This is a genomic window from Rhodococcus sovatensis (genome assembly GCF_037327425.1).
Taxonomy (GTDB): Bacteria; Actinomycetota; Actinomycetes; order Mycobacteriales; family Mycobacteriaceae; genus Rhodococcoides; species Rhodococcoides sovatense.
Genome location: NZ_CP147846.1, coordinates 889674 through 915794 on the forward strand (window position 1 = coordinate 889674; position 26121 = coordinate 915794).

The 26121-nt window shown below is 60.9% G+C and carries 17 protein-coding genes and 3 rRNA genes; 12 read left to right on the plus strand and 8 right to left on the minus strand.

Annotated features, from left to right (window positions below; all coding sequences use genetic code 11):
• The first annotated feature begins 2 nt into the window (after positions 1 to 2).
• The 3 genes from WDS16_RS04205 to WDS16_RS04215 are packed head-to-tail and all read left to right on the plus strand — an operon-like array spanning position 3 to position 2191.
• A complete protein-coding gene (locus WDS16_RS04205) occupies positions 3 to 1001 on the plus strand; it encodes a sugar kinase (protein ID WP_338890738.1) in 999 nt (332 codons plus the stop codon).
• Positions 998 to 1753: an IclR family transcriptional regulator gene (locus WDS16_RS04210; protein ID WP_338890740.1), complete on the plus strand. Its 756-nt coding sequence runs from the start codon at positions 998 to 1000 to the stop codon at positions 1751 to 1753. The genes WDS16_RS04205 and WDS16_RS04210 overlap by 4 nt, the downstream gene beginning before the upstream one ends.
• A 36-nt stretch (positions 1754 to 1789) precedes the next feature.
• Positions 1790 to 2191, plus strand: a complete 402-nt coding sequence (locus tag WDS16_RS04215) for a RidA family protein (protein ID WP_338890742.1) — start codon at positions 1790 to 1792, stop codon at positions 2189 to 2191.
• Positions 2192 to 2287: 96 nt separating this feature from the next.
• Here the strand turns inward: WDS16_RS04215 and WDS16_RS04220 are convergent, their stop codons facing one another.
• A complete protein-coding gene (locus WDS16_RS04220) occupies positions 2288 to 3457 on the minus strand; it encodes a T3SS (YopN, CesT) and YbjN peptide-binding chaperone 1 (RefSeq protein ID WP_338890744.1) in 1170 nt (389 codons plus the stop codon).
• Between the two features lie 79 nt (positions 3458 to 3536).
• Entirely contained in the window at positions 3537 to 4685 is a 1149-nt protein-coding gene (locus WDS16_RS04225) for a nucleotide pyrophosphatase/phosphodiesterase family protein (RefSeq protein WP_338890746.1), read from the minus strand.
• Positions 4686 to 5158: 473 nt separating this feature from the next.
• On the opposite strand from WDS16_RS04225, the gene WDS16_RS04230 reads away from it, so the two are divergent.
• The 3 genes from WDS16_RS04230 to rrf all read left to right on the plus strand — a co-directional run bounded on the left by WDS16_RS04230 (position 5159) and on the right by rrf (position 10435).
• Positions 5159 to 6676, plus strand: a 16S ribosomal RNA gene (locus WDS16_RS04230).
• A 339-nt stretch (positions 6677 to 7015) separates the two neighbouring features.
• Positions 7016 to 10177 (plus strand): 23S ribosomal RNA (locus tag WDS16_RS04235).
• A gap of 141 nt (positions 10178 to 10318) precedes the next feature.
• Positions 10319 to 10435 (plus strand): 5S ribosomal RNA (rrf, locus tag WDS16_RS04240).
• The 16S, 23S and 5S rRNA genes sit together here, the layout of an rRNA operon.
• 257 nt (positions 10436 to 10692) lie before the next feature.
• Here rrf and WDS16_RS04245 read toward each other — a convergent pair.
• Positions 10693 to 12246 carry an adenylate/guanylate cyclase domain-containing protein gene (locus WDS16_RS04245; RefSeq protein ID WP_338890748.1) on the minus strand — a complete coding sequence of 518 codons (1554 nt, stop codon included), beginning with the start codon at positions 12244 to 12246 and terminating at the stop codon, positions 10693 to 10695.
• 42 nt (positions 12247 to 12288) lie between these two features.
• Between WDS16_RS04245 and nucS the strand changes: the two genes are divergently transcribed.
• Together nucS and WDS16_RS04255 are read left to right on the plus strand one after the other, a co-directional pair.
• Positions 12289 to 12960 (plus strand): endonuclease NucS, encoded by a 672-nt coding sequence (gene nucS / locus WDS16_RS04250; RefSeq protein ID WP_068378031.1) that lies wholly within the window; start codon positions 12289 to 12291, stop codon positions 12958 to 12960.
• Between the two features lie 22 nt (positions 12961 to 12982).
• On the plus strand, positions 12983 to 13309 hold the full coding sequence (locus WDS16_RS04255; protein WP_338890751.1) for an ATP/GTP-binding protein: 327 nt from the start codon (positions 12983 to 12985) through the stop codon (positions 13307 to 13309).
• 19 nt (positions 13310 to 13328) lie between these two features.
• Here the strand turns inward: WDS16_RS04255 and WDS16_RS04260 are convergent, their stop codons facing one another.
• Positions 13329 to 14267, minus strand: coding sequence for a hypothetical protein (locus tag WDS16_RS04260; RefSeq protein ID WP_338890753.1), 939 nt, complete (start codon positions 14265 to 14267; stop codon positions 13329 to 13331).
• 45 nt (positions 14268 to 14312) lie between these two features.
• A complete protein-coding gene (gene mce / locus WDS16_RS04265) occupies positions 14313 to 14792 on the minus strand; it encodes a methylmalonyl-CoA epimerase (RefSeq protein ID WP_338890754.1) in 480 nt (159 codons plus the stop codon).
• 93 nt (positions 14793 to 14885) lie between these two features.
• Here mce and WDS16_RS04270 point away from each other — a divergent pair, with 93 nt between their 5' ends.
• From WDS16_RS04270 to WDS16_RS04280, 3 genes are all read left to right on the plus strand, one after another.
• Complete coding sequence (locus WDS16_RS04270; RefSeq protein ID WP_338890756.1) at positions 14886 to 16076, plus strand: acetyl-CoA C-acetyltransferase; 1191 nt, start codon at positions 14886 to 14888, stop codon at positions 16074 to 16076.
• Between the two features lie 90 nt (positions 16077 to 16166).
• Positions 16167 to 16535, plus strand: a complete 369-nt coding sequence (locus WDS16_RS04275; protein ID WP_338893241.1) for a DUF3817 domain-containing protein — start codon at positions 16167 to 16169, stop codon at positions 16533 to 16535.
• Positions 16536 to 16747: 212 nt separating this feature from the next.
• Positions 16748 to 17635 carry a tetratricopeptide repeat protein gene (locus tag WDS16_RS04280; protein ID WP_338893242.1) on the plus strand — a complete coding sequence of 296 codons (888 nt, stop codon included), beginning with the start codon at positions 16748 to 16750 and terminating at the stop codon, positions 17633 to 17635.
• A 1-nt stretch (position 17636) separates the two neighbouring features.
• Here WDS16_RS04280 and WDS16_RS04285 read toward each other — a convergent pair whose 3' ends face one another.
• The 3 genes from WDS16_RS04285 to WDS16_RS04295 are packed head-to-tail and all read right to left on the minus strand — an operon-like array spanning position 17637 to position 23321.
• Complete coding sequence (locus WDS16_RS04285; protein ID WP_338890758.1) at positions 17637 to 19109, minus strand: metallopeptidase; 1473 nt, start codon at positions 19107 to 19109, stop codon at positions 17637 to 17639.
• Complete coding sequence (gene glgB, locus WDS16_RS04290; protein ID WP_338890760.1) at positions 19110 to 21299, minus strand: 1,4-alpha-glucan branching protein GlgB; 2190 nt, start codon at positions 21297 to 21299, stop codon at positions 19110 to 19112.
• A 12-nt stretch (positions 21300 to 21311) separates the two neighbouring features.
• A complete protein-coding gene (locus WDS16_RS04295; RefSeq protein ID WP_338890761.1) occupies positions 21312 to 23321 on the minus strand; it encodes an alpha-1,4-glucan--maltose-1-phosphate maltosyltransferase in 2010 nt (669 codons plus the stop codon).
• Between the two features lie 214 nt (positions 23322 to 23535).
• Here WDS16_RS04295 and glgP point away from each other — a divergent pair, with 214 nt between their 5' ends.
• Entirely contained in the window at positions 23536 to 26118 is a 2583-nt protein-coding gene (glgP, locus tag WDS16_RS04300) for an alpha-glucan family phosphorylase (RefSeq protein WP_338890762.1), read from the plus strand.
• The last annotated feature ends 3 nt before the right edge of the window (positions 26119 to 26121 follow it).

A 26121-nucleotide genomic window follows, 5' to 3' on the forward strand; every position in this document is an offset into this window, starting at 1 on the left:
TCTTGTACTCATCGCCTCGCGCGGTATGCGTAGGAGAGGGGCTCGTAGTGCTGGTCGCAGAGCCCGGTGCGCTCGAGGATTCCGAGTCGTTCTCCCGGTCGGCTGGCGGAGCCGAGGCCAATGTTGCTCGCGTACTCGCGCAGCTCGGAGTATCCACGTCGTGGATATCACGGGTCGGTGACGATGGCTTTGGCCGCTACTTGCTTGCGCAGCTCGATGAGGCTGGGGTCGATGTCTCCGCAGTGACTGTCGACCCTGCGCGACCGACCGGCATGTATGTCAAGGAACGCGGCGGTGGGACAGGAGTCGGGCGAGACTTGCCGCGTGGTGAGAGCAAGATGACGTACTTTCGCGCTGGGTCGGCGGCCAGCGCTTTGTCGGTCGGTGATCTGCCCTCTGGATTGGTCGACGCCTCTGAGATCGTTCACTTTTCGGGAATCACGGTTGCACTCTCGCCGTCTGCAGAGACGATGACGCGAGCTTTGCTGGACTCGGAGTCTCTCGTCAGCTTCGACCTGAACTTCCGCCCTTCGCTGTGGGGCAACAGGATTGCAGAAGCACCGCAAATCCTTGCCGAGCACGTGCGCGGGTGCAATGTCGTGCTGATGGGAGCCGACGAAGCCAACGACGTCTTCGCGCTCGCCGACCCGGCTGCCCTTCGCGCTGAATTCGCCGAACCGCATTATTTGGTGGTGAAGAACGACGCCCACGTTGTGACGGCCTTCGACGGCTCCTCCCGCGTCGATGTCCCAGCCCTGAAGCTCGACGTCGTGGAGAAGATCGGCGCAGGTGATGCCTTTGCCGGCGGCTATCTTGCCGGATTGCTCCAGGACCTCTCGCCGGTGAAGCGCGTGCGGCTCGGGCATCTGTGCGCGGCAAGTGCGCTTACCGCGCATGGTGATGTAGCCGAAATACTCAGTTCGTCGATACTCGATACAGCACTCAATCTCTCCGATACCGAGTGGAATGCCGTGCACTTCGCAGATTTGGTGACGGCATGAGTCAAAGCCTGTCCCGGGCCCTCGTCATCCTCGGTATGCTCGGCGAGGAGACGCGGTCGCTCGATCAACTCGCGAACGCCCTGGACGTTCATAAGACGACGGTTCTTCGTCTGTTGCGAACCATGGAGGCCGACCGGTTCGTGCAGCACGATGCCGAGCACAAGTACGTCCTCGGCTCTCGATTCTTCGAACTCGCGAACCGAGCGCTCGAGCAGCGAGACATCAGGACTGTGGCCAGACCACACCTGGCGGCGCTCAACATGTCCACCGGTCAGACGATCCACCTCGCTACGTTCGAATCCGGCGAAGCCGTGTATATCGACAAGTTCGACGCCAAGCAGAGCGTCCGTATGTATTCGCGGATCGGCAAGCCTGCCCCACTGCACTGCACAGCTGTCGGCAAGGTGTTGGTGTCGGCGAGACCACGCGCGGAGCAGATCGAGATCGCGGAGCGGATCGAGTACTCGCGCTTCACCGACCGAACGATCGATACGCCCGAGCGCTACCTCGCCGAGTTGCAACTCGTAGCCGAACAGGGTTTCGCCGAGGACCACGAGGAACACGAGTCGTTCGTGAACTGCGTGGGAGTGCCGATCCGCAACGGAACGGGCGAAACCGTAGCCGCTGTGTCGATGTCGGTACCGGACATGCTTCTCGATCACGCACAGGTACTTGGAACGCTACCCGAGATCGTCGACGTTGCGGAAGCTATTTCAGCTGACCTCGGTTGGAGGCCCGGAAGTGACACCTAGTTCAAGCCCGCAGGAACCTCGTAGACAAGGAAAAGAATGAGCGACAAGATTGCAGTGCGCACCGATGGGGCACCCGCGCCCGCCCACACATTTTCGCAGGGTGTGCGCAAGGGACCGTTTGTTCAGGTATCGGGCCAAGGCCCGGTCGATCCGGTGACGAGTGAGTACCTGTACCCGGGTGACGTTGCGGCGCAGACCACTCGGACGCTGGAGAATGTTCGTGCGATCGTAGAGGCCAGCGGTGCCACGTTCGACGACGTCGTGATGCTACGCGTCTATCTCACCAAGCGAGAAGACTTCTCCGTCATGAACGATGCGTACGGAGAGTTCGTGAACAAACACACGAAGGGCGAAGTGTTGCCCAGTCGCACAACTGTGTTCACCGGACTTCCGCGTGAGGAGATGCTTGTCGAAATCGATGCTGTCGCCATAGTTTGATTCGACGAGCCGGTCGACATGGGCACACACCCTCCGCGTCCGCCCGCCCCTGGCCGAATTCGGTCGGGGGCGGCAGCCGTCTTCCGGGACAGTGAGTCAGGCGTTGTCGACCAATCCATCGGTGCGCAAGGCCTGCCGTAGCGCACGGACAATTCGATCCCATGGGACGGCCTCGGCTTCGCACTCGGCCGCAGTGTGAGGCTCGTCCCGCTGAAGTGCTTCCTGTGCATAATCCCGCCACGACTGGGCTTGTTCCGCACAGAACGTCACGTAGCTGGTGATCTTGGCGCGGTCGGCTCCGCACACCGCAACGACGTCTTCGGCGTCGACGGCGCCACCGGATTGGGCGTCGATCTCCAACAACGTCATCAACTGTCCTGGCACGTCATCGTCGTCGGTTACTTCCGTGATCGCCTCCGTGGTGTCGGCTTCGTCGGTGTGGGCCAGGCGCGCGGCTGCGACGACCCCTCCGAGGTTCTCGGCAAACGCGTCGTCGACGCCTGTGACGAATGCGGCCAATCTGGAAATGGCATTGACTGCGTGTTGCGCGAAGAACGGATTGGCGTCGATGCTCAATGCGGCATGGACGCGATCCTCTACAAGTAGAAACTTCAGGCGCGGATACCGTCGGTTGAGATCCGCGACTACTTCGGCAGCGCGCGTTCGGCCGGCAATTCGTTCGACGATCGGAGCGTGGATTCTCACTTCGTCGGAGCTGGCGACGTAGAGGTAGGCCTCAACGGATCCCATGGTGATGCAGTAGCTGCCGTCGCCGGAGGCGTGCACGTCGACGTCCGGCACAGCGCGTACCGCGGCCTCGACGAGACCAGCGAGTTGCGATTCGGTCGAGTGAGCGGTACGGCGCGATGTGTCGACACAGTCTCGCGCGTCCCGGTGGGACCACTTGATCGGACAGGCCAGAAACGACGGGTGTGGCACATTCCAGGTCTGACGGATCTCGGTGACGATGGTTGCTGCGAATCTGTCTACCCATGCCTGGGCCTCTTCGAGCGAGTGAGTGTCACCGGTTTGCTTCCATGGCGATGGGGGTGACTGTAGCCCGGACGCCACGCAGACAAAGGTTCCGTGGCCGGTCGAGGTGATGGCCATTGCACGCTCGACAGATTTTTCCGGTTGGAAGTCGGGGGAGATGGACGTCCCCACTCCTGAGATGTCCGACGCCAGATGGTCCGCTAGCTGGGCGACGAACACCCTCCAGTCGCGGTCTGTCTCGTCGTCCAGACTCGTTCCCTCGAACATCGCCATTGCTTCCCCGTTTCAGTGCAGATTCGAACACGCGATCGAAGGCAAAGTTAGCGCGAGGCACCGACAAGTCGGGACGTCGTCACAAATGCGGTCGAAAAACAGTGGCCGGGACGAGCAGTTCGGCGGAGGTCAGCGAGCCGTGGTGCCCGTTCAAAGCCGACGCAGTCGACTCGGCTTGGCTTCTGATCACCGCGGAGGAGTCTTCAGCGAGGGCCAAAAGGTCTCCGATTCGGTCGTAGGCGCCGGAGGTGACCGTCGGTCCGAACCATCCCCGTTCGATCGCATCGTCTTTTCGCACGATCACGAAGCGCCCGTTCAGCATCTTTTTCCAGGTCGCCTCGACATCGTCGACGCTGCCTTCGCGGACATAGAGATAGCGCATTCGTGGTTCGCCGCCGAGCAAGCGAACTCCATCTCGAAACTCAGGGATGGAGTCGTAGTCGAAGCGGCGTTCGATCTGGACCATTCCATGATCTGCGACCACGACAAGTGCGCCATCGTCGGGAAGTCGTGCTGCGATGGACTCGGCCACGAGATCGACGTGGCGAAGGTGCAGTCGCCACGCGAGCGAATCGGGACCTCGAACATGCCCGACGAGGTCTAGGTCTCCGTGATAGGCGTACACGAGCGTCGGGCCGGCGGGCTCGAGCGCCATCGTGGTCTCGGCAGCGAGGTCGGCCAACGAAACCGTCGCGCGGAATTCGGCGCCGCGTAGCGACGCACGAGTCAGGCCCGATCCGTTCTGCATCGACGGACCTATGTGCACGACGCCGACGCCCGAATCGCGAGCGCGCTCGAATGCCGTCGGTATCGACTGAAACCGTTCGGGAATCAACTCGAGGGGTAGGTCGTCGGAGCCAGCGCCCTGCAGTTTCCACTGCAGACTGTTCATGAGTCTCTTGTGGCCTGGGATGGCGACGGTATATCCGACGACCCCGTGTTCGCCGGGTGGCAGCCCAGTCCCTAGCGAACTCAGACTCGTAGCGGTCGTGCTGGGGAAGCCTGAGGAGATAGGTGCTGCTGTGTGGGCTGTAAGGAACGGAGCGTGCTCGGGGTGTGCCGCGAGCTGTTCGCTTCCGAGTCCATCGATCATCAGCACACACACCCGCTGTACATCGTGGAGGTTCAACCCGAGTCGGTCGATCTCCGAGGTGACACCCAAGTAGGAGAGAACCGAGGGCACGACATCGGAAAGAGAACCCGTCCCGTAGCGCGGCGAAAGCAACATGGACCCACCGTAAGCCTCGGACTGAAACCTTGCAGCGCCCGTTGTTAACTGGCGCGGTGCGCTGACCAGGCGATTTGCGAAGGAGTTCTTCTTGGCGTAACTTTTGTCGAGTCAGAGCGACACGGACACCGGCCCAAACCGAAAGGTGCGGGACACGCGGTGCGACGGAGATCGACCTGGCGCTCCCGGACGAGGTAGAAGATTTCCTCGCACGGGAAATGAGCGTGTAAGCCCCGGAGCATGTGCGAGAGCATGGCGATGGTGTGTGCGTGTTCTTTGAGAACTCAACAGTGTGTCGATGAATGTCAGTGCCGAAATTTTTTGTTTTGGTGAATGCATTCGATGTATCAGTCATCCGCTTGTGGTGGTTGTTGTCGGGTGTTGTTTTGAATTTGCTAGTTGAGTTTTTTTGCTAGTGATTTGACTCTTTTGTCTATGACTGATTTGTGGTTTCGACCATTGATCGAGAGTCTTTTACGGAGAGTTTGATCCTGGCTCAGGACGAACGCTGGCGGCGTGCTTAACACATGCAAGTCGAGCGGTAAGGCCTTTCGGGGTACACGAGCGGCGAACGGGTGAGTAACACGTGGGTGATCTGCCCTGCACTCTGGGATAAGCCTGGGAAACTGGGTCTAATACTGGATATGACCACAGCATGCATGTGTTGTGGTGGAAAGATTTATCGGTGCAGGATGGGCCCGCGGCCTATCAGCTTGTTGGTGGGGTAATGGCCTACCAAGGCGACGACGGGTAGCCGACCTGAGAGGGTGACCGGCCACACTGGGACTGAGACACGGCCCAGACTCCTACGGGAGGCAGCAGTGGGGAATATTGCACAATGGGCGGAAGCCTGATGCAGCGACGCCGCGTGAGGGATGAAGGCCTTCGGGTTGTAAACCTCTTTCAGCAGGGACGAAGCGTGAGTGACGGTACCTGCAGAAGAAGCACCGGCTAACTACGTGCCAGCAGCCGCGGTAATACGTAGGGTGCGAGCGTTGTCCGGAATTACTGGGCGTAAAGAGTTCGTAGGCGGTTTGTCGCGTCGTTTGTGAAAACCCGGGGCTCAACTTCGGGCTTGCAGGCGATACGGGCAGACTTGAGTGTTTCAGGGGAGACTGGAATTCCTGGTGTAGCGGTGAAATGCGCAGATATCAGGAGGAACACCGGTGGCGAAGGCGGGTCTCTGGGAAACAACTGACGCTGAGGAACGAAAGCGTGGGTAGCAAACAGGATTAGATACCCTGGTAGTCCACGCCGTAAACGGTGGGCGCTAGGTGTGGGTTCCTTCCACGGGATCTGTGCCGTAGCTAACGCATTAAGCGCCCCGCCTGGGGAGTACGGCCGCAAGGCTAAAACTCAAAGGAATTGACGGGGGCCCGCACAAGCGGCGGAGCATGTGGATTAATTCGATGCAACGCGAAGAACCTTACCTGGGTTTGACATACACCGGAAAACCGTAGAGATACGGTCCCCCTTGTGGTCGGTGTACAGGTGGTGCATGGCTGTCGTCAGCTCGTGTCGTGAGATGTTGGGTTAAGTCCCGCAACGAGCGCAACCCTTGTCTTATGTTGCCAGCGCGTTATGGCGGGGACTCGTAAGAGACTGCCGGGGTCAACTCGGAGGAAGGTGGGGACGACGTCAAGTCATCATGCCCCTTATGTCCAGGGCTTCACACATGCTACAATGGCCAGTACAGAGGGCTGCGAGACCGTGAGGTGGAGCGAATCCCTTAAAGCTGGTCTCAGTTCGGATCGGGGTCTGCAACTCGACCCCGTGAAGTCGGAGTCGCTAGTAATCGCAGATCAGCAACGCTGCGGTGAATACGTTCCCGGGCCTTGTACACACCGCCCGTCACGTCATGAAAGTCGGTAACACCCGAAGCCGGTGGCCTAACCCCTTGTGGGAGGGAGCCGTCGAAGGTGGGATCGGCGATTGGGACGAAGTCGTAACAAGGTAGCCGTACCGGAAGGTGCGGCTGGATCACCTCCTTTCTAAGGAGCATTCTCCAGGCCGTGCACTGCTGAACAGTCAGTAGATGATGGTGTGGCAGAGCCCGTTTCGTTCCCACATGTGGAACGGCGGGAGCTCACGGGTGGAACACTGACAATCAGACATCGCGTATCGGGGAGTCTTCAATGACTGTCCGGCGGTGGCTATATCGATGCACTGTTGGGTCCTGAGAGAACACGTGAGTGTTTCTTTCTAGGCAAGACATATACAGGCTTTCGCTTTCTAGCAGACCGCATCACTTCGGTGGTGGTCATGGTGTGGAGTGTGGGTGGGAGTGTGTGTGTTGTTTGAGAATTGCACAGTGGACGCGAGCATCTTTATTGTAAGTAGTTTAGAGCGTACGGTGGATGCCTTGGCACCAGGAGCCGATGAAGGACGTAGGAGGCTGCGATAAGCCTCGGGGAGCTGTCAACCGAGCTGTGATCCGAGGGTGTCCGAATGGGGAAACCCAGCACGAGTGATGTCGTGTTACCTGCACCTGAATATATAGGGTGTGTGGAGGGAACGTGGGGAAGTGAAACATCTCAGTACCCACAGGAAGAGAAAACAATTGTGATTCCGTGAGTAGTGGCGAGCGAAAGCGGAGGAGGCCAAACTTTGTGCGTGTGATACCCGGCAGGGGTTGCGTATGGAGGGTTGTGGGGTTTGCTTTGTCGATTCTGCCGGATCGGCCGACAGTGAGAAATCATGGTGTTAGTCGAAGTGGTCTGGAACGGCCTGTCGTAGAGGGTGAGAGTCCCGTAGACGAAAATACTGTGACTGTTGTAGTGGATACCCAAGTAGCAGCGGGCCCGTGAAATCTGCTGTGAATCTGTCGGGACCACCCGATAAGCCTGAATACTCCCTGGTGACCGATAGCGGACTAGTACCGTGAGGGAAAGGTGAAAAGTACCCCGGGAGGGGAGTGAAATAGTACCTGAAACCGTGCGCTTACAATCCGTCAGAGCCTTCGAGTGACTTGTTCGCTGGGGGTGATGGCGTGCCTTTTGAAGAATGAGCCTGCGAGTTAGTGGCATGTCGCGAGGTTAACCCGTGTGGGGTAGCCGTAGCGAAAGCGAGTCCGAATAGGGCGTATCCATGTTATGTGGTGTAGTGGCGTGTTCTAGACCCGAAGCGGAGTGATCTACCCATGGCCAGGTTGAAGCGACGGTAAGACGTCGTGGAGGACCGAACCCACTTAGGTTGAAAACTGAGGGGATGAGTTGTGGGTAGGGGTGAAAGGCCAATCAAACTCCGTGATAGCTGGTTCTCCCCGAAATGCATTTAGGTGCAGCGTCACGTGTTTCTCATCGGAGGTAGAGCTACTGGATGGTCTAGGGGGCTTACCGGCTTACCGAAATCAGCCAAACTCCGAATGCCGATGAGTGAGAGCGTGGCAGTGAGACTGCGGGCGATAAGGTTCGTAGTCGAGAGGGAAACAGCCCAGATCGCCAGCTAAGGTCCCTAAGCGTGTACTAAGTGGAAAAGGATGTGGGGTCGCGAAGACAACCAGGAGGTTGGCTTAGAAGCAGCCACCCTTGAAAGAGTGCGTAATAGCTCACTGGTCAAGTGATCCTGCGCCGACAATGTAGCGGGGCTCAAGTACACCACCGAAGCTGCGGCACTCACACAATAGCCCGCATATCCCTTACGGGGGGTGTGCCAGGTGTGTGGGTGGGTAGGGGAGCGTCGTGCAGCCGTGGAAGCATCGGAGTGATCCAGGTGTGGAGGCTGCGCGAGTGAGAATGCAGGCATGAGTAGCGAAAGACGAGTGAGAAACTCGTCCGCCGAATGACCAAGGGTTCCTGGGCCAGGTTAATCCGCCCAGGGTGAGTCGGGACCTAAGACGAGGCCGACAGGCGTAGCCGATGGACAACGGGTTGATATTCCCGTACCCGTGTGAACGCGCCCATGGTGAATCAGTGACACTAACCACCCTGAATCCACGTTACCGATCTCTTTCGAGAGTGAGGGGTGTGGTGGATGCGTGGGACCTGATCTGGTAGTAGCCAAGCGATGGGGTGACGCAGGAAGGTAGCTGGGCCAGTCAGTGGTAGTACTGGTGTAAGCCTGTAGGGCGAACGGTAGGCAAATCCGCCGTTCATTCGAGCCTGAGAGGTGATGCGTAGCCGATTGAGGCGAATTCAGTGATCCTATGCTGCCGAGAAAAGCCTCTAGCGAGCTTTCACACGGCCCGTACCCCAAACCGACACAGGTGGTCAGGTAGAGAATACTAAGGCGATCGAGATAACTATGGTTAAGGAACTCGGCAAAATGCCCCCGTAACTTCGGGAGAAGGGGGACCTCGTTCGGTGATCACTCTTGCAGTGTGAGCTGGGTGGGGTCGCAGAGACCAGTGAGAAGCGACTGTTTACTAAAAACACAGGTCCGTGCGAAGTCGTAAGACGATGTATACGGACTGACGCCTGCCCGGTGCTGGAAGGTTAAGAGGACCGGTTAACTGCCCTTGTGGTGGTGAAGCTGAGAATTTAAGCCCCAGTAAACGGCGGTGGTAACTATAACCATCCTAAGGTAGCGAAATTCCTTGTCGGGTAAGTTCCGACCTGCACGAATGGCGTAACGACTTCTCAGCTGTCTCAACCATAGACTCGGCGAAATTGCAGTACGAGTAAAGATGCTCGTTACGCGCGGCAGGACGAAAAGACCCCGGGACCTTCACTATAGCTTGGTATTGGTGTTCGGTTCGGTTTGTGTAGGATAGGTGGGAGACTGTGAAGCGGTGACGCTAGTTACTGTGGAGTCGTTGTTGAAATACCACTCTGATCGTATTGGATACCTCAACCTCGGACCATGATCTGGTTCAGGGACAGTGCCTGGTGGGTAGTTTAACTGGGGCGGTTGCCTCCTAAAATGTAACGGAGGCGCCCAAAGGTTCCCTCAGCCTGGTTGGCAATCAGGTGTCGAGTGCAAGTGCACAAGGGAGCTTGACTGTGAGACTGACAAGTCGAGCAGGGACGAAAGTCGGGACTAGTGATCCGGCACCGGCATGTGGAAGCGGTGTCGCTCAACGGATAAAAGGTACCCCGGGGATAACAGGCTGATCTTCCCCAAGAGTCCATATCGACGGGATGGTTTGGCACCTCGATGTCGGCTCGTCGCATCCTGGGGCTGGAGTAGGTCCCAAGGGTTGGGCTGTTCGCCCATTAAAGCGGCACGCGAGCTGGGTTTAGAACGTCGTGAGACAGTTCGGTCTCTATCCGCCGCGCGCGTTAGAAACTTGAGGAAGGCTGTCCCTAGTACGAGAGGACCGGGACGGACGAACCTCTGGTGTGCCAGTTGTTCCACCAGGAGCACCGCTGGTTAGCTACGTTCGGAAGGGATAACCGCTGAAAGCATCTAAGCGGGAAGCCTGTTCCAAGATGAGGTTTCTCACCCCCTCGAGGGGGTAAGGCCCCCGGCAGACCACCGGGTTGATAGGCCAGAACTGGAAGTCGGGTAACCGATGCAGGTGACTGGTACTAATAGGCCGAGGACTTACCATAAAAACAAATGCAAGCGCGTCCACTGTGCAATATCTGAAACAACACACGAGTAGTTGTTCAGTAGCACAATCGAATACACGAACCCGCATCCACCCGTATGGGTTGGATACACGGTTCGCTCGTGACACTGTTTCGCAGAGTTACGGCGGCCATAGCGGAGGGGAAACGCCCGGTCCCATTCCGAACCCGGAAGCTAAGCCCTCCAGCGCCGATGGTACTGCACTCGACAGGGTGTGGGAGAGTAGGACACCGCCGAACACATTTTGAACGAAGGGGACCCACATCGTGGGTCCCCTTCTTTCGGTTTCACCACCCACACCATCCCCGACCACCCTCCCGTGGCCGGGGATGTTCTGCATTCCCCACCCCCACTCCCCATCACGAAGCTGGCACACCCATTCACCTCCGAGAACCCGTCCCAGGTCGCCAAAAACAGTTCCAACTCCCCAGCACGCAGAACCCGAACGCGAACAACAGGGGAGTAGATCACCCCAGCTGTTCGGGACGTCCGTCGTTCAGGACACGGGACTGGCCAGGATGGTTTCGACCGAACGACCGCGGAGCGTCACGCTGTCGCCGAACTTCCAGCACTCCGCTTCAGCCGAGTGCGCGCCTTCCACGGTGATCTTGGAGGCCAGGATGGCACCCGGTGCGTTCTTGGCAAGGTCCGACAACCGTGCGGCCTCGTTGACCGGGTCACCGATGACTGTGTACTCGAAGCGAGACTTGGCTCCCACGTTGCCGGCGACGGCGCGACCCGAAGCGACTCCCACTGCGGCGCTGCATTCGGGAACCTCTTCGCGGAGGCGCGCGCTGATTCTGCGAGCAGCGGCAAGGGCCGACCCGCAGTGATCGTCGATTTCGGCTGGAGCACCGAAGATCGCGAGTGCCGCGTCGCCTTCGAATTTGTTGATGAAGCCACCGTGTTCGTCGACCTCGTCGACGACGACGGCGAAGAATCTATTGAGCAGTGCGACTACCTCGGTTGGTGGTCGTGATGAGGCGATTTCAGTGGAACCGACAAGGTCGATGAAAAACACCGCGATGTCGCGTTCCTCGCCGCCGAGCTCTGGATTCTTGCTCAACGCTGCTTCGGCGACCTCCTGACCTACGTGCCGTCCGAATAGATCTCGAATCTTTTCCCGTTCGCGGACCTTGTCGGCCATCCTGTTGAAGCCACTCTGCAGCTCGCCGAGCTCCGTGCCGTCGTAGACGGCGAGGTGGATGTCCATGTTGCCGCGCTCGACCTCTGCCATACCGGACCGCACGTTGCTGATGGGGGCGGTCGTCGCGAATCCCCCGAGCAGCGTCAGGAAGAATCCGAACACGAGGGTGATACCGCCCAAGGCCAGAATTGCTACAGCCAATCTGTCGGCGTCGGTCTGATACGGCCGAATGAAGCTGAAGATGGCGATGATCATGAGGCCTGCAGTGGGCACACCGGTCCCCAGGATCCAGGACAGAATCGACCGCCCCATGACGCCGGCAATCCGAATACGTCGCGGATCGCCTGCCTCCAGCGCTCGCGCTGCCGCGGGTCTCAATGCGAACTCGCTCAGCAAGTAGCTGAATGCACACACGACTGTTCCGCCAGCGCCGATCGTGAAGGCAACTTTGGGAATCGACTGAGGGTCGATGATTCCATCGATAGTCGTGATCAAGATCAGAGCGACCGTCCATAGGAAGATCTGCACACGGGTGAGCTGCCACGGCATGGACAGGGTGCTGACCTGCTCCTTTCGGGTGGGCTTGCGGTCCTCGATCGCCCAGCGGAGCGCCCGGAGCGCTCTCGTGGTGCCCCATAGCACCCCGACGATGAATGCCAGCCCGACATAAGTGGGGATCACGATGAAGTTGACCCACCAGTATTTGGCGGGGTCGAGCACGTTCGGGCCAGGCACTACAACGCTGACCAGAGCGCCGACGATCACTGCCCCGATTAGATTCGCGCCGATCAGAAAGATCGTCAGGAGTACTTGGACTCGAATCCGTCGTCGTCTCGGCGACTCGGAAGTGTCGCCGAGAAGGCGTGATCCAAGTGGTGCGGCGGATCGGCTCAGTTGAGGCATGGTGGTCACAGACTAGCGGTCGGTTTGGCTTAGGGTAGGCGGGTGCGTCTCGTAATTGCTCGGTGCCAAGTGGACTACGTCGGCCGTCTCACCGCTCATCTTCCTCCTGCTCGTAGACTGCTTCTGGTCAAGTCCGACGGCTCGGTGAGCGTGCATGCCGATGATCGCGCGTACAAGCCACTGAACTGGATGAGCCCGCCGTGCTGGATGGTGGAATCCGCCGAAGACGAGTCGATCAAATGGGTCGTGACGAACAAAGCCGGCGAAGAACTTCGCATCACGATCGAGGACGTCGAGCTCGATTCGAGCCACGAGCTCGGCATCGATCCCGGATTGGTTAAGGACGGCGTCGAGTCGCATCTTCAGGAACTTCTGGCTGAACACGTCGAGACGCTGGGGCAGGGGTACACCCTTGTCAGGCGCGAATACATGACGGCTATCGGTCCGGTCGATCTACTGTGTCGAAACGCGGACGGCGGTACGGTGGCGGTCGAGATCAAACGACGCGGGGAGATCGACGGCGTCGAGCAGCTCACCAGGTATCTCGAACTATTGAACCGAGATCCGGTACTCGCACCCGTCAGTGGAGTGTTCGCGGCCCAGATCATCAAGCCGCAAGCGAAGACTCTCGCCACAGATCGTGGGATTCGGTGCCTCACCTTGGACTACGACGTGCTTCGCGGCACGGAGAGCACGGAGTTCAGGCTCTTCTGATTCGTTCTCATACAATCGATGTGTGCCTCGACGGAACCATGATCGCAAGACGAACCGGAAGACTGCCGGTTCAAGGGACTCCCGTCCCGACTCGTTGATGGGTGGGGCCCGGATCGAGGCCGGTCCGTCCGGCTGGACCGACGAAGAATTCACCACTCGCACTGTCCCCGGCAATCGGGCCACCAAGGCCTACAGGTGCCCCGGTTGCGATCACGAGATCCGGCCGGGCGTCGCGCACATTGTCGCGTGGCCGGCTGCAGAACTCGGTGGTCCGGAGAACCGACGTCACTGGCATACCGGTTGCTGGTCGGGCCGGAGTACCCGAGGACTTACCAGGCGCTGGTCCTGACGACCAGCGCCCGGGCAAATCACGAAGAGGTGTCGGCCTTTTCCTTCGATGCAGCATCGTCGGCAGACTCATCGTCCTTGCTGACGCCGTTCGACTCCGGTACGTCGAGAAGCTCGCTCTCACGATTGACTGACGCGAGCATGGCGGGAACCGAATCCAACTGCCCACGAATTCCGAGGAGCTGAGCCAGAACTCGGCTGCGAAGCACGCGAAGTTCCTCGGCCAGTTCCTTCGAATGTGCAATTCGCCGTTCGGCTTGCTCCGTCGCCGCCTGCAGGCGACGCGTCGCCTCGTTGGTCGCTTCCTCGATGCGGTGCGCGGCATCGGCTTTGCTCGACGCCTCGAGGTCCTCGAGAGCTGCGAGGATCTTGGACCTTCGATCGGCCATGGTGATCTCGAAGTCTTCCTGGACCTTCGCGCGCTTCGCTTCGGACTCGGCGGCGAGCTGGTCTCGCTCGGACTGTGCGGCCTCGACGACGCGGGCTGCCTCCGTCCGGGCTTGAGCCATCGTCTGCTCGTGCTCGGTCTCGAGAGCCGAACGACGCTCTTCGAGCTCGGCGACGAGCGATTCGTGTCGACCGCGCAATCGCGCGCTCTCCTGCTCGGCGACCGAGACCATCTCTTCGGCCTCGGCGTGGGCCTTGGCCCGTACCTCGGATGCTTCGTCCGAGGCGAGTCGCAGCATCCGCGAGATGCGGTCGCTCATTCCCTCGGCAGTGGTCGGCGGGACCGAGAGCCGGTCTATGTCCTTGCGGAGTTCGTCGATTTCGTCTCGTGCGTCGTCGAGTTGTTTGGCCAGATCACGGGCCTGCGACGCCGCGGCGTCTCGATCTGCGGTCGTCAGCCGAAGTTCTGCGTCGAACCGCTCGAAGTAGTTGGTGACTTCGTCGCGATCGAATCCTTTTCGGACGATGGAAAAGGGAAGTTGCACCCCGGTGCGCTCTTGCTCAATGGCCATGGCGGCCAATTTACCGGTGCGTAGGTTGCGTGGCCATACGGTATGTCAGTGAATCGGACTTTTGGTCGGTTCTACCAACTCGATCAGCACCCCACCTGCGTCTTTGGGGTGAATGAAGTTGATGCGAGAGTCGGCCGTACCTCTGCGGGGCGCGTCGTAGAGCAACCGCACACCGCGGGAACGCAGTTCGGCCGAGATCTCTTCGATATCGGTTACTCGGTAAGCCAGCTGCTGAAGCCCCGGTCCGTTCCGGCCGATGAACTTCGCAATCGTCGAGTTCTCGTCGAGGGGAGCCAACAACTGCAACGCGGACGCTCCGTCCGGCGCACCGGGGAAAGACAGCATGGCTTCGCGGACGCCTTGACCCTCGTTGACCTCCTCGTGCGTGGCCACCATCCCCAGGTTGTCCGTGTACCAGGCGATTGCTACGTCCAGATCAGGAACCGCGATACCGACGTGGTCTATCGCCGTGACGAGGTCGGATCGAATGGGGAGTCCGGTAGAGGACTGCTCGGTGGAGGTCATAGAGTCGACGTTAGCGTCAGCTCGATCGCACCGCTCACCGGGGCTGTTGTAGCGAAAGACGACTAACTTCGTGCACTCGGTTGGAGGAAAATAGTGACTACGTCGGTGATTGTGGCTGGGGCTCGGACCCCGGTGGGTCGTTTGTCGGGGGCGTTGAAGGATTTTTCGGGGTCGGATTTGGGTGGGATTGCGATTCGGGGTGCGTTGGAGAAGTCGGGGGTGGGTCCGGAGTTGGTGGAGTACGTGATCATGGGGCAGGTGTTGACGGCGGGGGCGGGTCAGATGCCGGCGCGTCAGGCTGCGGTGGCTGCGGGTATTGCGATGGATGTGCCGGCGTTGTCGATCAACAAGGTGTGTTTGTCGGGTGTGGATGCGATTGCCTTGGCGGATCAGTTGATTCGGGCGGGTGAGTTCGAGGTGATTGTTGCTGGTGGTCAGGAGTCGATGACGCAGGCTCCGCATTTGTTGGAGAAGTCGCGTGCGGGGTTCAAGTTCGGTGATGTGACGATGAAGGATCACCTTGCCTATGACGGGTTGTATGACGTTTTCACTGATCAGGCGATGGGTGGGTTGACGGAGTCGTGTAACGAGGGTGCGGTGGCGTGTAGTCGTGAGGAGCAGGATGCGTTCGCGGCGGCGTCGCATCAGCGTGCGGCTGCGGCGTGGAAGAACGGTGTGTTCGATGAGGAGGTGGTGCCGGTGGAGGTTGCGCAGCGTAGGGGTGATCCGGTGGTGTTTGCGCAGGATGAGGGGATCCGCGGGGATACGACGGTGGAGTCGTTGGGGAGGTTGCGGCCGGCGTTTTCTAGTTCGGGGACGATCACGGCGGGTAATGCGTCGACGATCAATGATGGTGCTGCTGCGGTGGTGGTGATGAGTCGGGCGAAGGCGGAGAGTTTGGGGTTGGCGTGGGTTGCGGAGATCGGTGCGCATGGGGTGGTGGCGGGTCCGGATTCGTCGTTGCAGTCGCAGCCTGCGCGGGCGATTGTGAAGGCGTGTGGTCGGGAGGGGATCGATCCGGTGGAGTTGGATTTGGTGGAGATCAACGAGGCGTTCGCGGCGGTGGGTATTGCGTCGATGCGTGAGTTGGGGATTGCGGAGGATCGGGTCAATGTCAATGGGGGTGCGATTGCGATCGGGCATCCGTTGGGGATGTCGGGTGCTCGGATTGCGTTGCATCTGGTGTTGGAGTTGGCGCGTCGTGGTGGTGGTGTCGGTGCGGCGGCGTTGTGTGGCGGTGGTGGTCAGGGTGATGCACTGATCCTGCGAGTGCCCAAGAAGTAACGAGGCCGCAAGCACACGGTGTAGTGGTTCTGGTCAAGCCAGTGGAGTGAGACCAGAGCCACTACAACGTGTCGTAGTCGATCAGGCACAATAGTCGACATGCTGAACTTCTTCGACCTGAGCTCCACCGCGAAGCGTTTCCGCTTCATTGCAGTGCTCGAGGCCCTTACCTGGCTCGGACTGCTCATCGGTATGGCGTTCAAGTACATCCCCGCAGATGGCAACGAAATCGGTGTCAAGGTTTTCGGACCGCTCCACGGAGCGGTGTTCGTTCTCTATCTCGTCATCACGGTCGTGACGGCTGTGAAGCTTCGATGGAGCATCGTCACGACTCTTCTGGCCGGCATTGCGAGTGTGCCACCGTTCGGAACCATTGTGTTCGAGGTGTGGGCTGCACGTACAGGCAAGCTCGCCGAACTCAGTGCGTCCGAGCCGGATCTCGCCAAGCGCGTTGCCTAGGAGTGGAGCCTGCGAAATGACCCGGGGTGGGCGAGGAGTGGAGCCTGCGAAATGACCCGGGGTGGGCGAGCAGTGGAGCCTGCGGAATGGCCTGCTCGGGCGGGAGCCGACCTCGGCGGTAGTGAGGGAACCGACTTAGTGACAAACTGTAGAGCGTGACTCGACCCGGACCTCGCTCGTCAACCCGTCCGCCTGCTGCCGTTCCCGCATCGATCGCGGGTGCTTTCGACCTGTCGGCGTTGAAAGATCGGCCGGCGCCACCGCCGCCTGCAGAAGCCGGTGACGTCGGTGGGGGATTGCCTCCGATTGTCGATGTGACAACTGCCACATTCGAGGCGGAAGTCCTTCGACGTTCGTCGCAGGTGCCCGTCATCGTCGATCTCGGTTCGGCTCGTTCTCCACAATCGGTCGCTCTCACTCGCCAACTCGGACAGCTGGCAGTCGAAGCCGGCGGAACGTGGATTCATGCGCGCGTCGATGTCGACAGCAACCCGCAGATCGCCCAGGCATTCGGTGTCCAAGCTATCCCGACGGTCGTTGCTGTCGCCGGTGGTCAGCCGCTCGCTGACTTTCAGGGCTCGCAGCCCGATGACCAGCTTCGTAAGTGGATCGAGGCGATCGAGCAGGCGACTGCGGGCAAGCTCTCCGGTCCTCCCGGTGCCGAACCGGTCGAAAGCGAACCCGAGGAAGAAGATCCACGACTGATCGCCGCCGAGGAGGCGCTCGACGCAGGCGACTTCGACTCGGCAATCGCTGCGTACGAGGAGATCATCGACGCGGAACCGGCCAACACAGACGCTGTGGCCGCGCTACGGCAGATCAAGTTCCTGGCGCGCGTACAGAATGTGGATGCCGACTCTGTTGCGAAGGCAGATGCAGCACCGGCAGACGTCGCAGCTCAGATCGAAGCCGCCGATGTCGAACTGTCGCAGCAGAACCCAGAAGCAGCTTTTGCTCGACTCATTGCAGGTGTCAAGCGCACAGCCGGAGACGAGCGGACGCAGCTGCGAACGCGTCTGCTCGAGCTGTTCGAATTGTTCGATCCGGCCGACCCTGTCGTTGTCGCTGCCCGTCGAAAGCTGGCGTCCGCGCTGTACTGAGTCAGCGGTAGCGGGCGTTGCAGGTGTCCTGCCCACCCAGCACGCCTGAGCGGAACGCATCGACACGCGAGAACCCGCTGGGTAGCGTCACACCGTTTATGTCGCTTGCGGTGAGGCCGTCGCTGAGCAGCCCCGACACCGCTTCGTCGAGATCGCCGGGAGACAGCCACACTTCGAGGTCGGTGGCCTCTGGGTTCTCGGAGCTCAGGCCAGCGGTGATGACACCGGACAGGCATGCCGACCGGAGTGCGGTCTGTGGATTGTCCAGCGGTTGCCCGGCTGCGTTCTGCACCGCGAGGGTGTATCGGGACGCGAACAGTACGTACGCGCTGTAGTCGCCGGAAACGTTGAGCGGGATTACATCTCCGCGGCGAGGTCGTTCGGCAGTGCCGAGCTCGGCGAGTGCGTCCACGTCGACACCGATGGTGTTGGTCGCGCTGCAGTACGAGACCGGTTCGGTGGCGGTGCCCCCCGGGCAGCCGGTGTCGCTACCGGCGTACGACACGGTAGGCGGGTTGTCGAGCTTCAACAGGCTTTCGAACGATCGAACGAATGCTTCGAGTGATTCGGTGGTGATCGGGAGTTCACCGTCGTCGTCGGCGTCGCTGAACTTCTGGGGCAGATCGGCTCGGCGAGACTCTATCTCGTCCTCGTCGATGCCCACACACGTCGACGCGCCGTCGGTGAACCCGATCTGAACGGCGGTGACGCGTTCGAATGCCGAACCATGTACGGACTCTGGATCGTTGGGGTCGACGTCTCGAACGGAGACCGTCGCGGCCAGAACGTCGTTGAGGCCGTTGGAGGTGTTGATGGTGAAATGCGGTGACTTGTCCTCCGCGACGTGTCGGATGAAGGCACCTGCGAAGCAATCGGCCTGTTGCTCGGCCACGATGGTCGGAGTGTCGTCGCCGACGAGACCCGACTGATGCTGCACCGAATGGCCGTATTCGTGTGCGATGACCATGACGACCGCCATCGGTCCGAACGCGTCGATCAAGGCGGGTAGCAGGATCGTCCGATCCCAGCCGATGGTGTCGTCTTTCGTGCAGTACGCCGCGTTCGGAATGCCTCCGGTACGGAAGCCGCAGAAGCGGATGCCTTCGTCTTCGTCCTCGCTGGCATCCCACGAGATGAGATCCGAGACGGGTGTGAATGGGCCGCCGAACAACTCCGGGTACGTCTGCGACCAGTACTGCTGAATGTCGTCGATGGCATTGGTTGCAATGATGTCGGAGTCGGTGCCCTCGGCGTTGCGAACCTCGAGTGTGGAGTTCTTGACTCCCGGACGAGGCCCACTCGGCCCGTCCGTGACCGGAAGTCCCGCCACGGTGAACGGGTTCTCGTAGATCGATACCGCACGTCCGTCGATGGTCTGAGCGCACGAGCTGAGCAACGCCGAGGTGGCGATGAGGGCGGTCACCCACACTGCGTGCCGCGTACGACTGCTGCGTCGGGTAGGACCGCCACTCATCTATCGCTCCAGTTTGATCCAGATCGCTCCGTTGGCGGGCAGCGCGACCTGTGCAGACGCCGGTCGGCCGTGCCACGAGTGCGAAGTTGCCGTCACTTCTCCGAGATTGCCGACTCCGCTGCCGCCGTACGAGGTTGCATCCGTGTTGAGGATCTCGTGCCACCGTCCAGGTTCCGGTAGTCCGACACGATAGTCCCCGCGTACGACTCCTGAGAAGTTGAAGACGCAGGCGACCACCGAACCGTCGGATCCGTAGCGGAGAAAACTCAGGACGTTGTTCTCTGTGTCGTTGGCGTCGATCCATGAGTAGCCGCTGGGTGAGGTGTCCAGCGTCCACAGCGCCGAGTGCTCGCGGTAGACGGCGTTGAGATCGGTGACGAGGGTCAACACGCCGCGGTGCAGCCCGCTGTCGTTGTTTTCGTCGAGTTGGAACCAGTCCAACCCGCGCTCCTCGGACCACTCGCGTGTCTGGCCGAATTCCTGACCCATGAACAGCAGCTGCTTGCCTGGGTGGGCCCACATGTATGCGAGCATTCCTCGCATTCCGGCGGCCTTCTGATGATCGTCGCCCGGCATCCGAGTCCACAGCGTTCCCTTGCCGTGCACCACCTCGTCGTGGCTGATCGGCAGCAGGTAGTTCTCACTCCACGCGTAGACGAGGGAAAACGTGATCTCGTGGTGGTGGAAAGTGCGGTGTATCGGATCGCGACCGAGGAATCCGAGGGTGTCGTGCATCCACCCCATGTTCCACTTCATGTTGAAGCCGAGCCCACCGACGCTGGTAGGTCGAGTGACGCCGGGCCATGCCGTCGACTCCTCGGCAACGGTCACGACGCCCCTGAACTTCTTGTGAACGGTCGCGTTCATTTCCTGCAGGAACGACACCGCTTCGAGATTCTCACGGCCACCGTAGATGTTCGGCGTCCAACCACCTTCGGGGCGTGAGTAGTCGAGATAGAGCATCGATGCGACGGCGTCGACGCGGAGCCCGTCGATATGGAACTCGTCGAGCCAGAAGAGCGCATTGGCAACGAGGAAATTTCGTACCTCGCGGCGACCGAAGTCGAAAACCAATGTGCCCCAGTCGAGTTGCTCACCCCGCTTCGGGTCGCCGTGCTCGTACAGCGGACCGCCGTCGAACTGGGCCAGCGCCCACTCGTCCTTGGGGAAGTGTGCGGGAACCCAGTCGACGATGACGCCGATACCGGCCTCGTGGAGGTGGTCGACGAAGAAACGGAAGTCGTCGGGGCTGCCGAATCTGGAGGTCGGGGCATAGTACGAGGTGACCTGGTATCCCCATGAGCCCCCGAACGGATGCTCTGCGACGGGCAGCAGCTCCACGTGGGTGAATCCGGTCTCGAGGACATATTCGGCGAGTTGCCTGGCCATCTCGCGATAGTCGAGGCCCGGACGCCACGACGCCAGATGAACTTCGTAAACGCTCATCGGTGCGGCAGTCGGCTCGACGTCGCCGCGCGCTTCCATCCAATTGTCGTCCGTCCACTCGAACTGCGCACTGGAGACGACCGACGCTGTGGCAGGCGGAATTTCGGTGGCGAATGCCATCGGATCTGCTTTGTCGCGTGCCACTCCGTCGGAACCGTGGACGCGGTATTTGTAAATGGTGCCGGGACCGATATCGGGGATGAACAGCTCCCACACACCGGTAGATCCGAGCGCGCGCATCGGGAAGCTCTGCCCGGTCCAGCCGTCGAATTCGCCGATGACGGTCACTCCGGACGCTGCGGGGGCCCACACTGCGAACGACACTCCACTGACGTCGCCATCGGGTGTGGTGTAGTTCTGCTCGTGGGCACCGAGGATGTCCCACAGCCGTTCATGGCGTCCCTCGCCGAAGAGGTGGAGGTCGAGTTCACCCAGCGTCGGGAGGAAGCGGTAGCCATCTGCGGAGGTGGTGGTATTGCCGCCTGGCCAGGTGACGACCAGTCGGTAGTCCATGAGGTCATCGATCGGCACCAGAGCCGAGAACACGCCGTGCGCGACGTGCGCCAGCGGGTAGTCGACGCCGCCGACTCGGGCAACGACCGATTCCGCGTTCGGCTTGAGTGCTCGTATTGCGGTGCCGCCCTCGACCGAGTGCGCGCCCAGTATCGAGTGTGGGTTGTAGTGCTTGCCCTGAGCCAACAGATCGAGGTCGTTGCTGCTCGGTGTGGTCGGATTCTCGCTCACGTTGATTCCCACTTACTTCCGGTTGCCGCGGTATGCCAGTTCGAGTCGAGCGGGGTAGGGGATGGGTGGTAGTGCCAGAATGTGTGCCACGGCCTTCCATGGTTCCAACTTGACGAAATTAGCTTGCCCCCAATGGAATTGCTGACCAGAGACCTCGTCGGTGACGGTCAGGCTGTCGTGCCAGTCCAGTCCGATCTGCGGCATGTCCAGCCAGATCGTCCCTTCTTCCGGACCGAACGGATCGAGGTTGACCACCACCAGAACGGAGTCCCCGGTGTTCGGATCGAATTTCGAATACGCGATCAACGCGTCGTTGTCGACGTGGTGGAAGTGAATATTCCGCAACTGTTGGAGTGCAGGATGAGCGCGTCGAACCGAGTTCAGTGTCGCCAACCAGGGTTCGAGTGATTCACCGCGGGCCAACGCGCCCTCGAAATCGCGAGGTCGAAGCTGATACTTCTCCGAATTCAGGTATTCCTCGCTGCCGGGACGGACAGCCTGGTGTTCGTAGAGTTCGTAGCCCGAGTAGACACCCCAGGTGGGTGACATCGTTGCGGCGAGGGCAGCGCGCAATGCGAACATTCCCGGTCCGCCATGCTGCAAGCTCTCGTGCAGGATGTCGGGAGTGTTCACGAACAGGTTGGGCCGCGCGTCATCCGCTCGACGTGCGTGCTCCTCGGCGAACTCCGTCAGTTCCTCCTTCGCGACCCGCCACGTGAAGTACGTGTAGGACTGCGTGAATCCGCGCATCGCGAGGCCGTACATGCGGGCCGGGCGGGTGAACGCTTCGGCTAGGAATAGGACCTCGGGGTTGGTCTTCTTGACCTCCGCGATCAGCCACTGCCAGAAGTCCGGTGGCTTGGTGTGTGGGTTGTCGACCCGGAAAATCTTGACGCCCAACGACACCCAGTACCGCACGACGCGTAGCACTTCTTCGTAGATTCCGCGGCGGTCGTTATCGAAGTTGACCGGATAGATGTCCTGATACTTCTTCGGAGGATTCTCGGCGTACGCAATGGTGCCGTCCGGGAGAACCGTGAACCACTCCGGGTGTTCGCTTGCCCACGGGTGATCTGGCGCGGCCTGCAACGCAAGGTCGATGGCCACTTCGAGATCGAGAGCCTCCGCGGAGTCGACGAACGCAACGAAATCCGCCTCGGTTCCCAGCTGGGGATGGATCGCGTCGTGTCCGCCGTCCTTCGAACCGATCGCCCACGGAGACCCGACGTCCTCCGGGCCGGGAGTGAGGGTGTTGTTCGGTCCTTTTCGGTTGATCGTGCCGATCGGGTGGATCGGCGGTAGATACACGATGTCGAAGCCCATGCGTGCGACTCGGGGGAGTTGCTCGATCGACGTTGCGAAGGTGCCGTGACGCGGTGAGCCGTCCTCGTTCCATCCCCCCGTCGACCTGGGGAAGAACTCGTACCACGCACCGTTCAGTGCGCGCGAACGATCCACCCAGATGTTGATACCGTTCGATCGGGTGATCAATTCGCGCAGCGGATACTCGTGCAGCAGCTCGGCGACCGCGGGGGCGAACGCCGGCGATACCCGCGCGGGAAGCTGACGACTGGTGTCGCGGAGTGCGACGACGACGTCCTTCAATAGTCCCTTGTGTTCGTCGGGCACACCGTCTGCCGCGCGCTCGAACACCTGTGCACCGATCTCGAGATCGTTGGCCAACTCGGCGGCGCTCTGTCCGACGCCGAGCTTGGCCTCGACCGCGTGCCGCCACGTCGCCACCGGGTCGCTCCACGCCTCGATCCGGCAGATCCAGTAACCCGGGGCTGTGGGCGTGAAAATCGCGTCGAAGGTGTCGGGTTCGACACCTGGCGTCATCGTGATGCGCAGGGGCGAGTGCAATCCAGGGCCGCGAACCGCCAGAGTCGCGGCTACAGCGTCGTGGCCCTCGCGCCATACGTCTGCCGATACCGGAAATGCTTCGCCCACCACTGCTTTCGCGGGGAACTTTCCGGTGGCCGTGTCTGGAAGGACATTGTCGATACCGAGTCGACCTGTCACTTCACGCTCCGTTCTTCGCTTCGACGATCGGTCGCAGCAACTGCGGCCGATCGGTCACTGATGGTCGGCGTGCTCTGTCTACAACCGTAGTGCAGTCGCTCGGGCTGCGCGTTTGTCGGACGACATTGGGCCTTTGCCGGACGACATTGGGCCTTTGTCGCACGAGATTGGCAAGTCGACGCACGTAGGGCTGCGGGTGGGTAGGGTTCGGCTCGTGAAAGCTTTGCGTCGGTTCACTGTCCGCGCCCACCTGCCCGAGCGGCTGAATGCCCTCGCCGAGCTGTCGACAAACCTCCGCTGGTCGTGGCACTCGCCCACCCAGCAGTTGTTCGAGGAAATCGACCCGTTGCTGTGGGGGGAGACCGAGCGGGATCCGATCGGTCTACTCGGGGCAGTTCCGCCGGGGCGGTTGGAGTCCCTGGCCGCGGACAGCGGTTTCGTCGAACGTCTCGATGCCTTGGCCGCCGATCTTCGCGACTACCTGACGCGTCCGCTGTGGTACCAGATCCAGCAGGAAGCCGGGCGGTCGCTACCAGCAGGTATCGGCTACTTCTCGATGGAGTTCGGTGTCAGCGAGGTGCTACCGAACTACTCGGGTGGGCTCGGAATTCTCGCCGGTGACCACCTCAAGGCGGCGTCCGACCTCGGGTTGCCGCTGATCGGCGTCGGGCTGCTCTATCGATCCGGCTATTTTCGGCAATCACTGACGGCCGAGGGTTGGCAGGCGGAGCGATACCCGTCGCTCGATCCGCAAGGGTTGCCGCTTCGGCTGCTGACCGATTCCGGTGGGGCGCCGGTGCTCATCCACGTGTCGATGCCGGGATCGCGAGTGCTTCGCGCGCGCGTGTGGATAGCTCAAGTGGGCCGAGTGCCGCTGCTGCTGCTCGATTCCGACATTCCGGACAACGATCCCGAGCTGCGCGGTGTGACCGATCGTCTGTACGGCGGCGATCAGGATCATCGCATCAAGCAGGAGATTCTGGCCGGCATCGGCGGTGTCCGGGCAATCCGCGCGTATACCCACGAACACGGTCTTCCCGACCCGGAAGTGTTCCACATGAACGAGGGACACGCGGGGTTCCTCGGCGCCGAGCGAATTCGCGAACTGGTGACGACGCAGGGCCTCGATTTCGACGCGGCTCTTGCCTCGGTGCGGTCCGGAACGGTCTTCACGACGCACACTCCGGTGCCGGCGGGCATCGATCGGTTCCCCGCCGATCTCGTGCGACATTATTTCGGCAGTACCGACGGGTCGCCCGATTCGGCTCTGCTGCCGGGGCTTCCGATGGAACGAGTTCTCGCGCTCGGTGCGGAGGGTGATCGGTCCGTGTTCAACATGGCGCACATGGGGCTGCGACTGGGACAGCGAGCTAACGGCGTCTCGAAACTTCACGGCATCGTCAGCCGTGAGATGTTCAGCGATCTCTGGCGCGGATTCGACGCGACGGAAGTGCCGATCGGTTCGGTGACCAACGGTGTGCACGCGCCGACGTGGGCAGCTCGGGAGTGGATGGACCTGGCGCACGAGGTGGTCGGCGCGCAGGCGCTGGAAGAGGCGCGAGGCTGGGAGCAGTTGCACACGGTTCCAGCGGCGACGCTGTGGGCCACCAGGAACGAACTGCGGGGGCAACTCGTCGGCGAAGTCCGGCGTCGAGTCCGACGCTCGAGCCTCGAACGTGGATTCTCCGAAGCCGAGCTCGGTTGGACTGCTGGAGTTTTCGATCCCAACGTGTTGACGGTCGGGTTCGCTCGGCGCGTGCCGACGTACAAGCGTCTGACTCTCATGTTGCGCGAGCCAGAGCGGCTCAAGCGACTCCTGCTCGACCCGGAACGTCCTGTTCAGCTGGTCGTTGCAGGGAAGTCGCACCCCGCCGACGACGGCGGCAAGGCACTTATTCAGCAGATCGTGCGATTCGCCGACGAGGCGGACGTCCGACACCGCATCGTCTTTCTTCCGGACTACGACATGTCGATGGCACGGTACTTGTACTGGGGTTGCGATGTGTGGCTGAACAATCCGCTGCGCCCTCTCGAAGCGTGCGGAACCTCGGGTATGAAGTCGGCACTCAACGGAGGCCTCAACCTGTCCATTCGCGACGGATGGTGGGACGAGATGTACGACGGTGAGAACGGCTGGGCCATACCGACCGCCGACGGGGTGACCGACGAGAATCGTCGGGACGATCTCGAAGCAGCGGCGCTGTACGAGTTGCTGGAGCAGTCGGTGCTGCCGAAGTTCTACGACCGAACCGACGGTGTCCCGACGCGGTGGATCGAGATGGTACGCCACACTCTGGAGCATCTCGGCCCGAAAGTGTTGGCGTCGAGGATGGTTCGTGACTACACGCTCGGCTACTATGCGCCGGCCGCGGAAGCGGCGCGGGCCGCGAACGCCGACGGATACGCCGGGGCAAAAGATGTCGCCGTGTACCGACGCCGAGTCGAAGACACGTGGCATTCGGTCGAGATCGTTCAGGTCGATAGCGAAGGGCTTCCGGACACGCCGGTGATCGGAGCAAAACTGACTCTCCGCGCATACGTTCGGCTTGGCGAGTTGGCTCCGAGTGACGTGGTGGTTCAGGCCGTCCTCGGGCGAGTCGACGAGAACGAAAACCTGACCGATGTACGGACGGTGACCATGAGTCACGCAGGAACCGACTCGCTGGGTGAGGTGTTCCTCACCGACACGGCCCTGCCTATCAGCGGCGCCGTCGGCTACACGGTCAGAGTGCTGCCACACCACGAATTACTGGTAGGGGACGCCGAATTGGGCTTGGTGCGAACCCCGAACGCGTAATCG

Coding starts and splice junctions, on each gene's coding strand:
- WDS16_RS04210 (WP_338890740.1), top strand. CDS start 998: ATGAGTCAAAGCCTGTCCCGGGCCCTCGTCATCCTCGGTATGCTCGGC.
- WDS16_RS04215 (WP_338890742.1), top strand. CDS start 1,790: ATGAGCGACAAGATTGCAGTGCGCACCGATGGGGCACCCGCGCCCGCC.
- WDS16_RS04220 (WP_338890744.1), bottom strand. CDS start 3,457: ATGGCGATGTTCGAGGGAACGAGTCTGGACGACGAGACAGACCGCGAC.
- WDS16_RS04225 (WP_338890746.1), bottom strand. CDS start 4,685: ATGTTGCTTTCGCCGCGCTACGGGACGGGTTCTCTTTCCGATGTCGTG.
- WDS16_RS04245 (WP_338890748.1), bottom strand. CDS start 12,246: ATGCCTCAACTGAGCCGATCCGCCGCACCACTTGGATCACGCCTTCTC.
- WDS16_RS04260 (WP_338890753.1), bottom strand. CDS start 14,267: ATGGCCATTGAGCAAGAGCGCACCGGGGTGCAACTTCCCTTTTCCATC.
- mce (WP_338890754.1), bottom strand. CDS start 14,792: ATGACCTCCACCGAGCAGTCCTCTACCGGACTCCCCATTCGATCCGAC.
- WDS16_RS04285 (WP_338890758.1), bottom strand. CDS start 19,109: ATGAGTGGCGGTCCTACCCGACGCAGCAGTCGTACGCGGCACGCAGTG.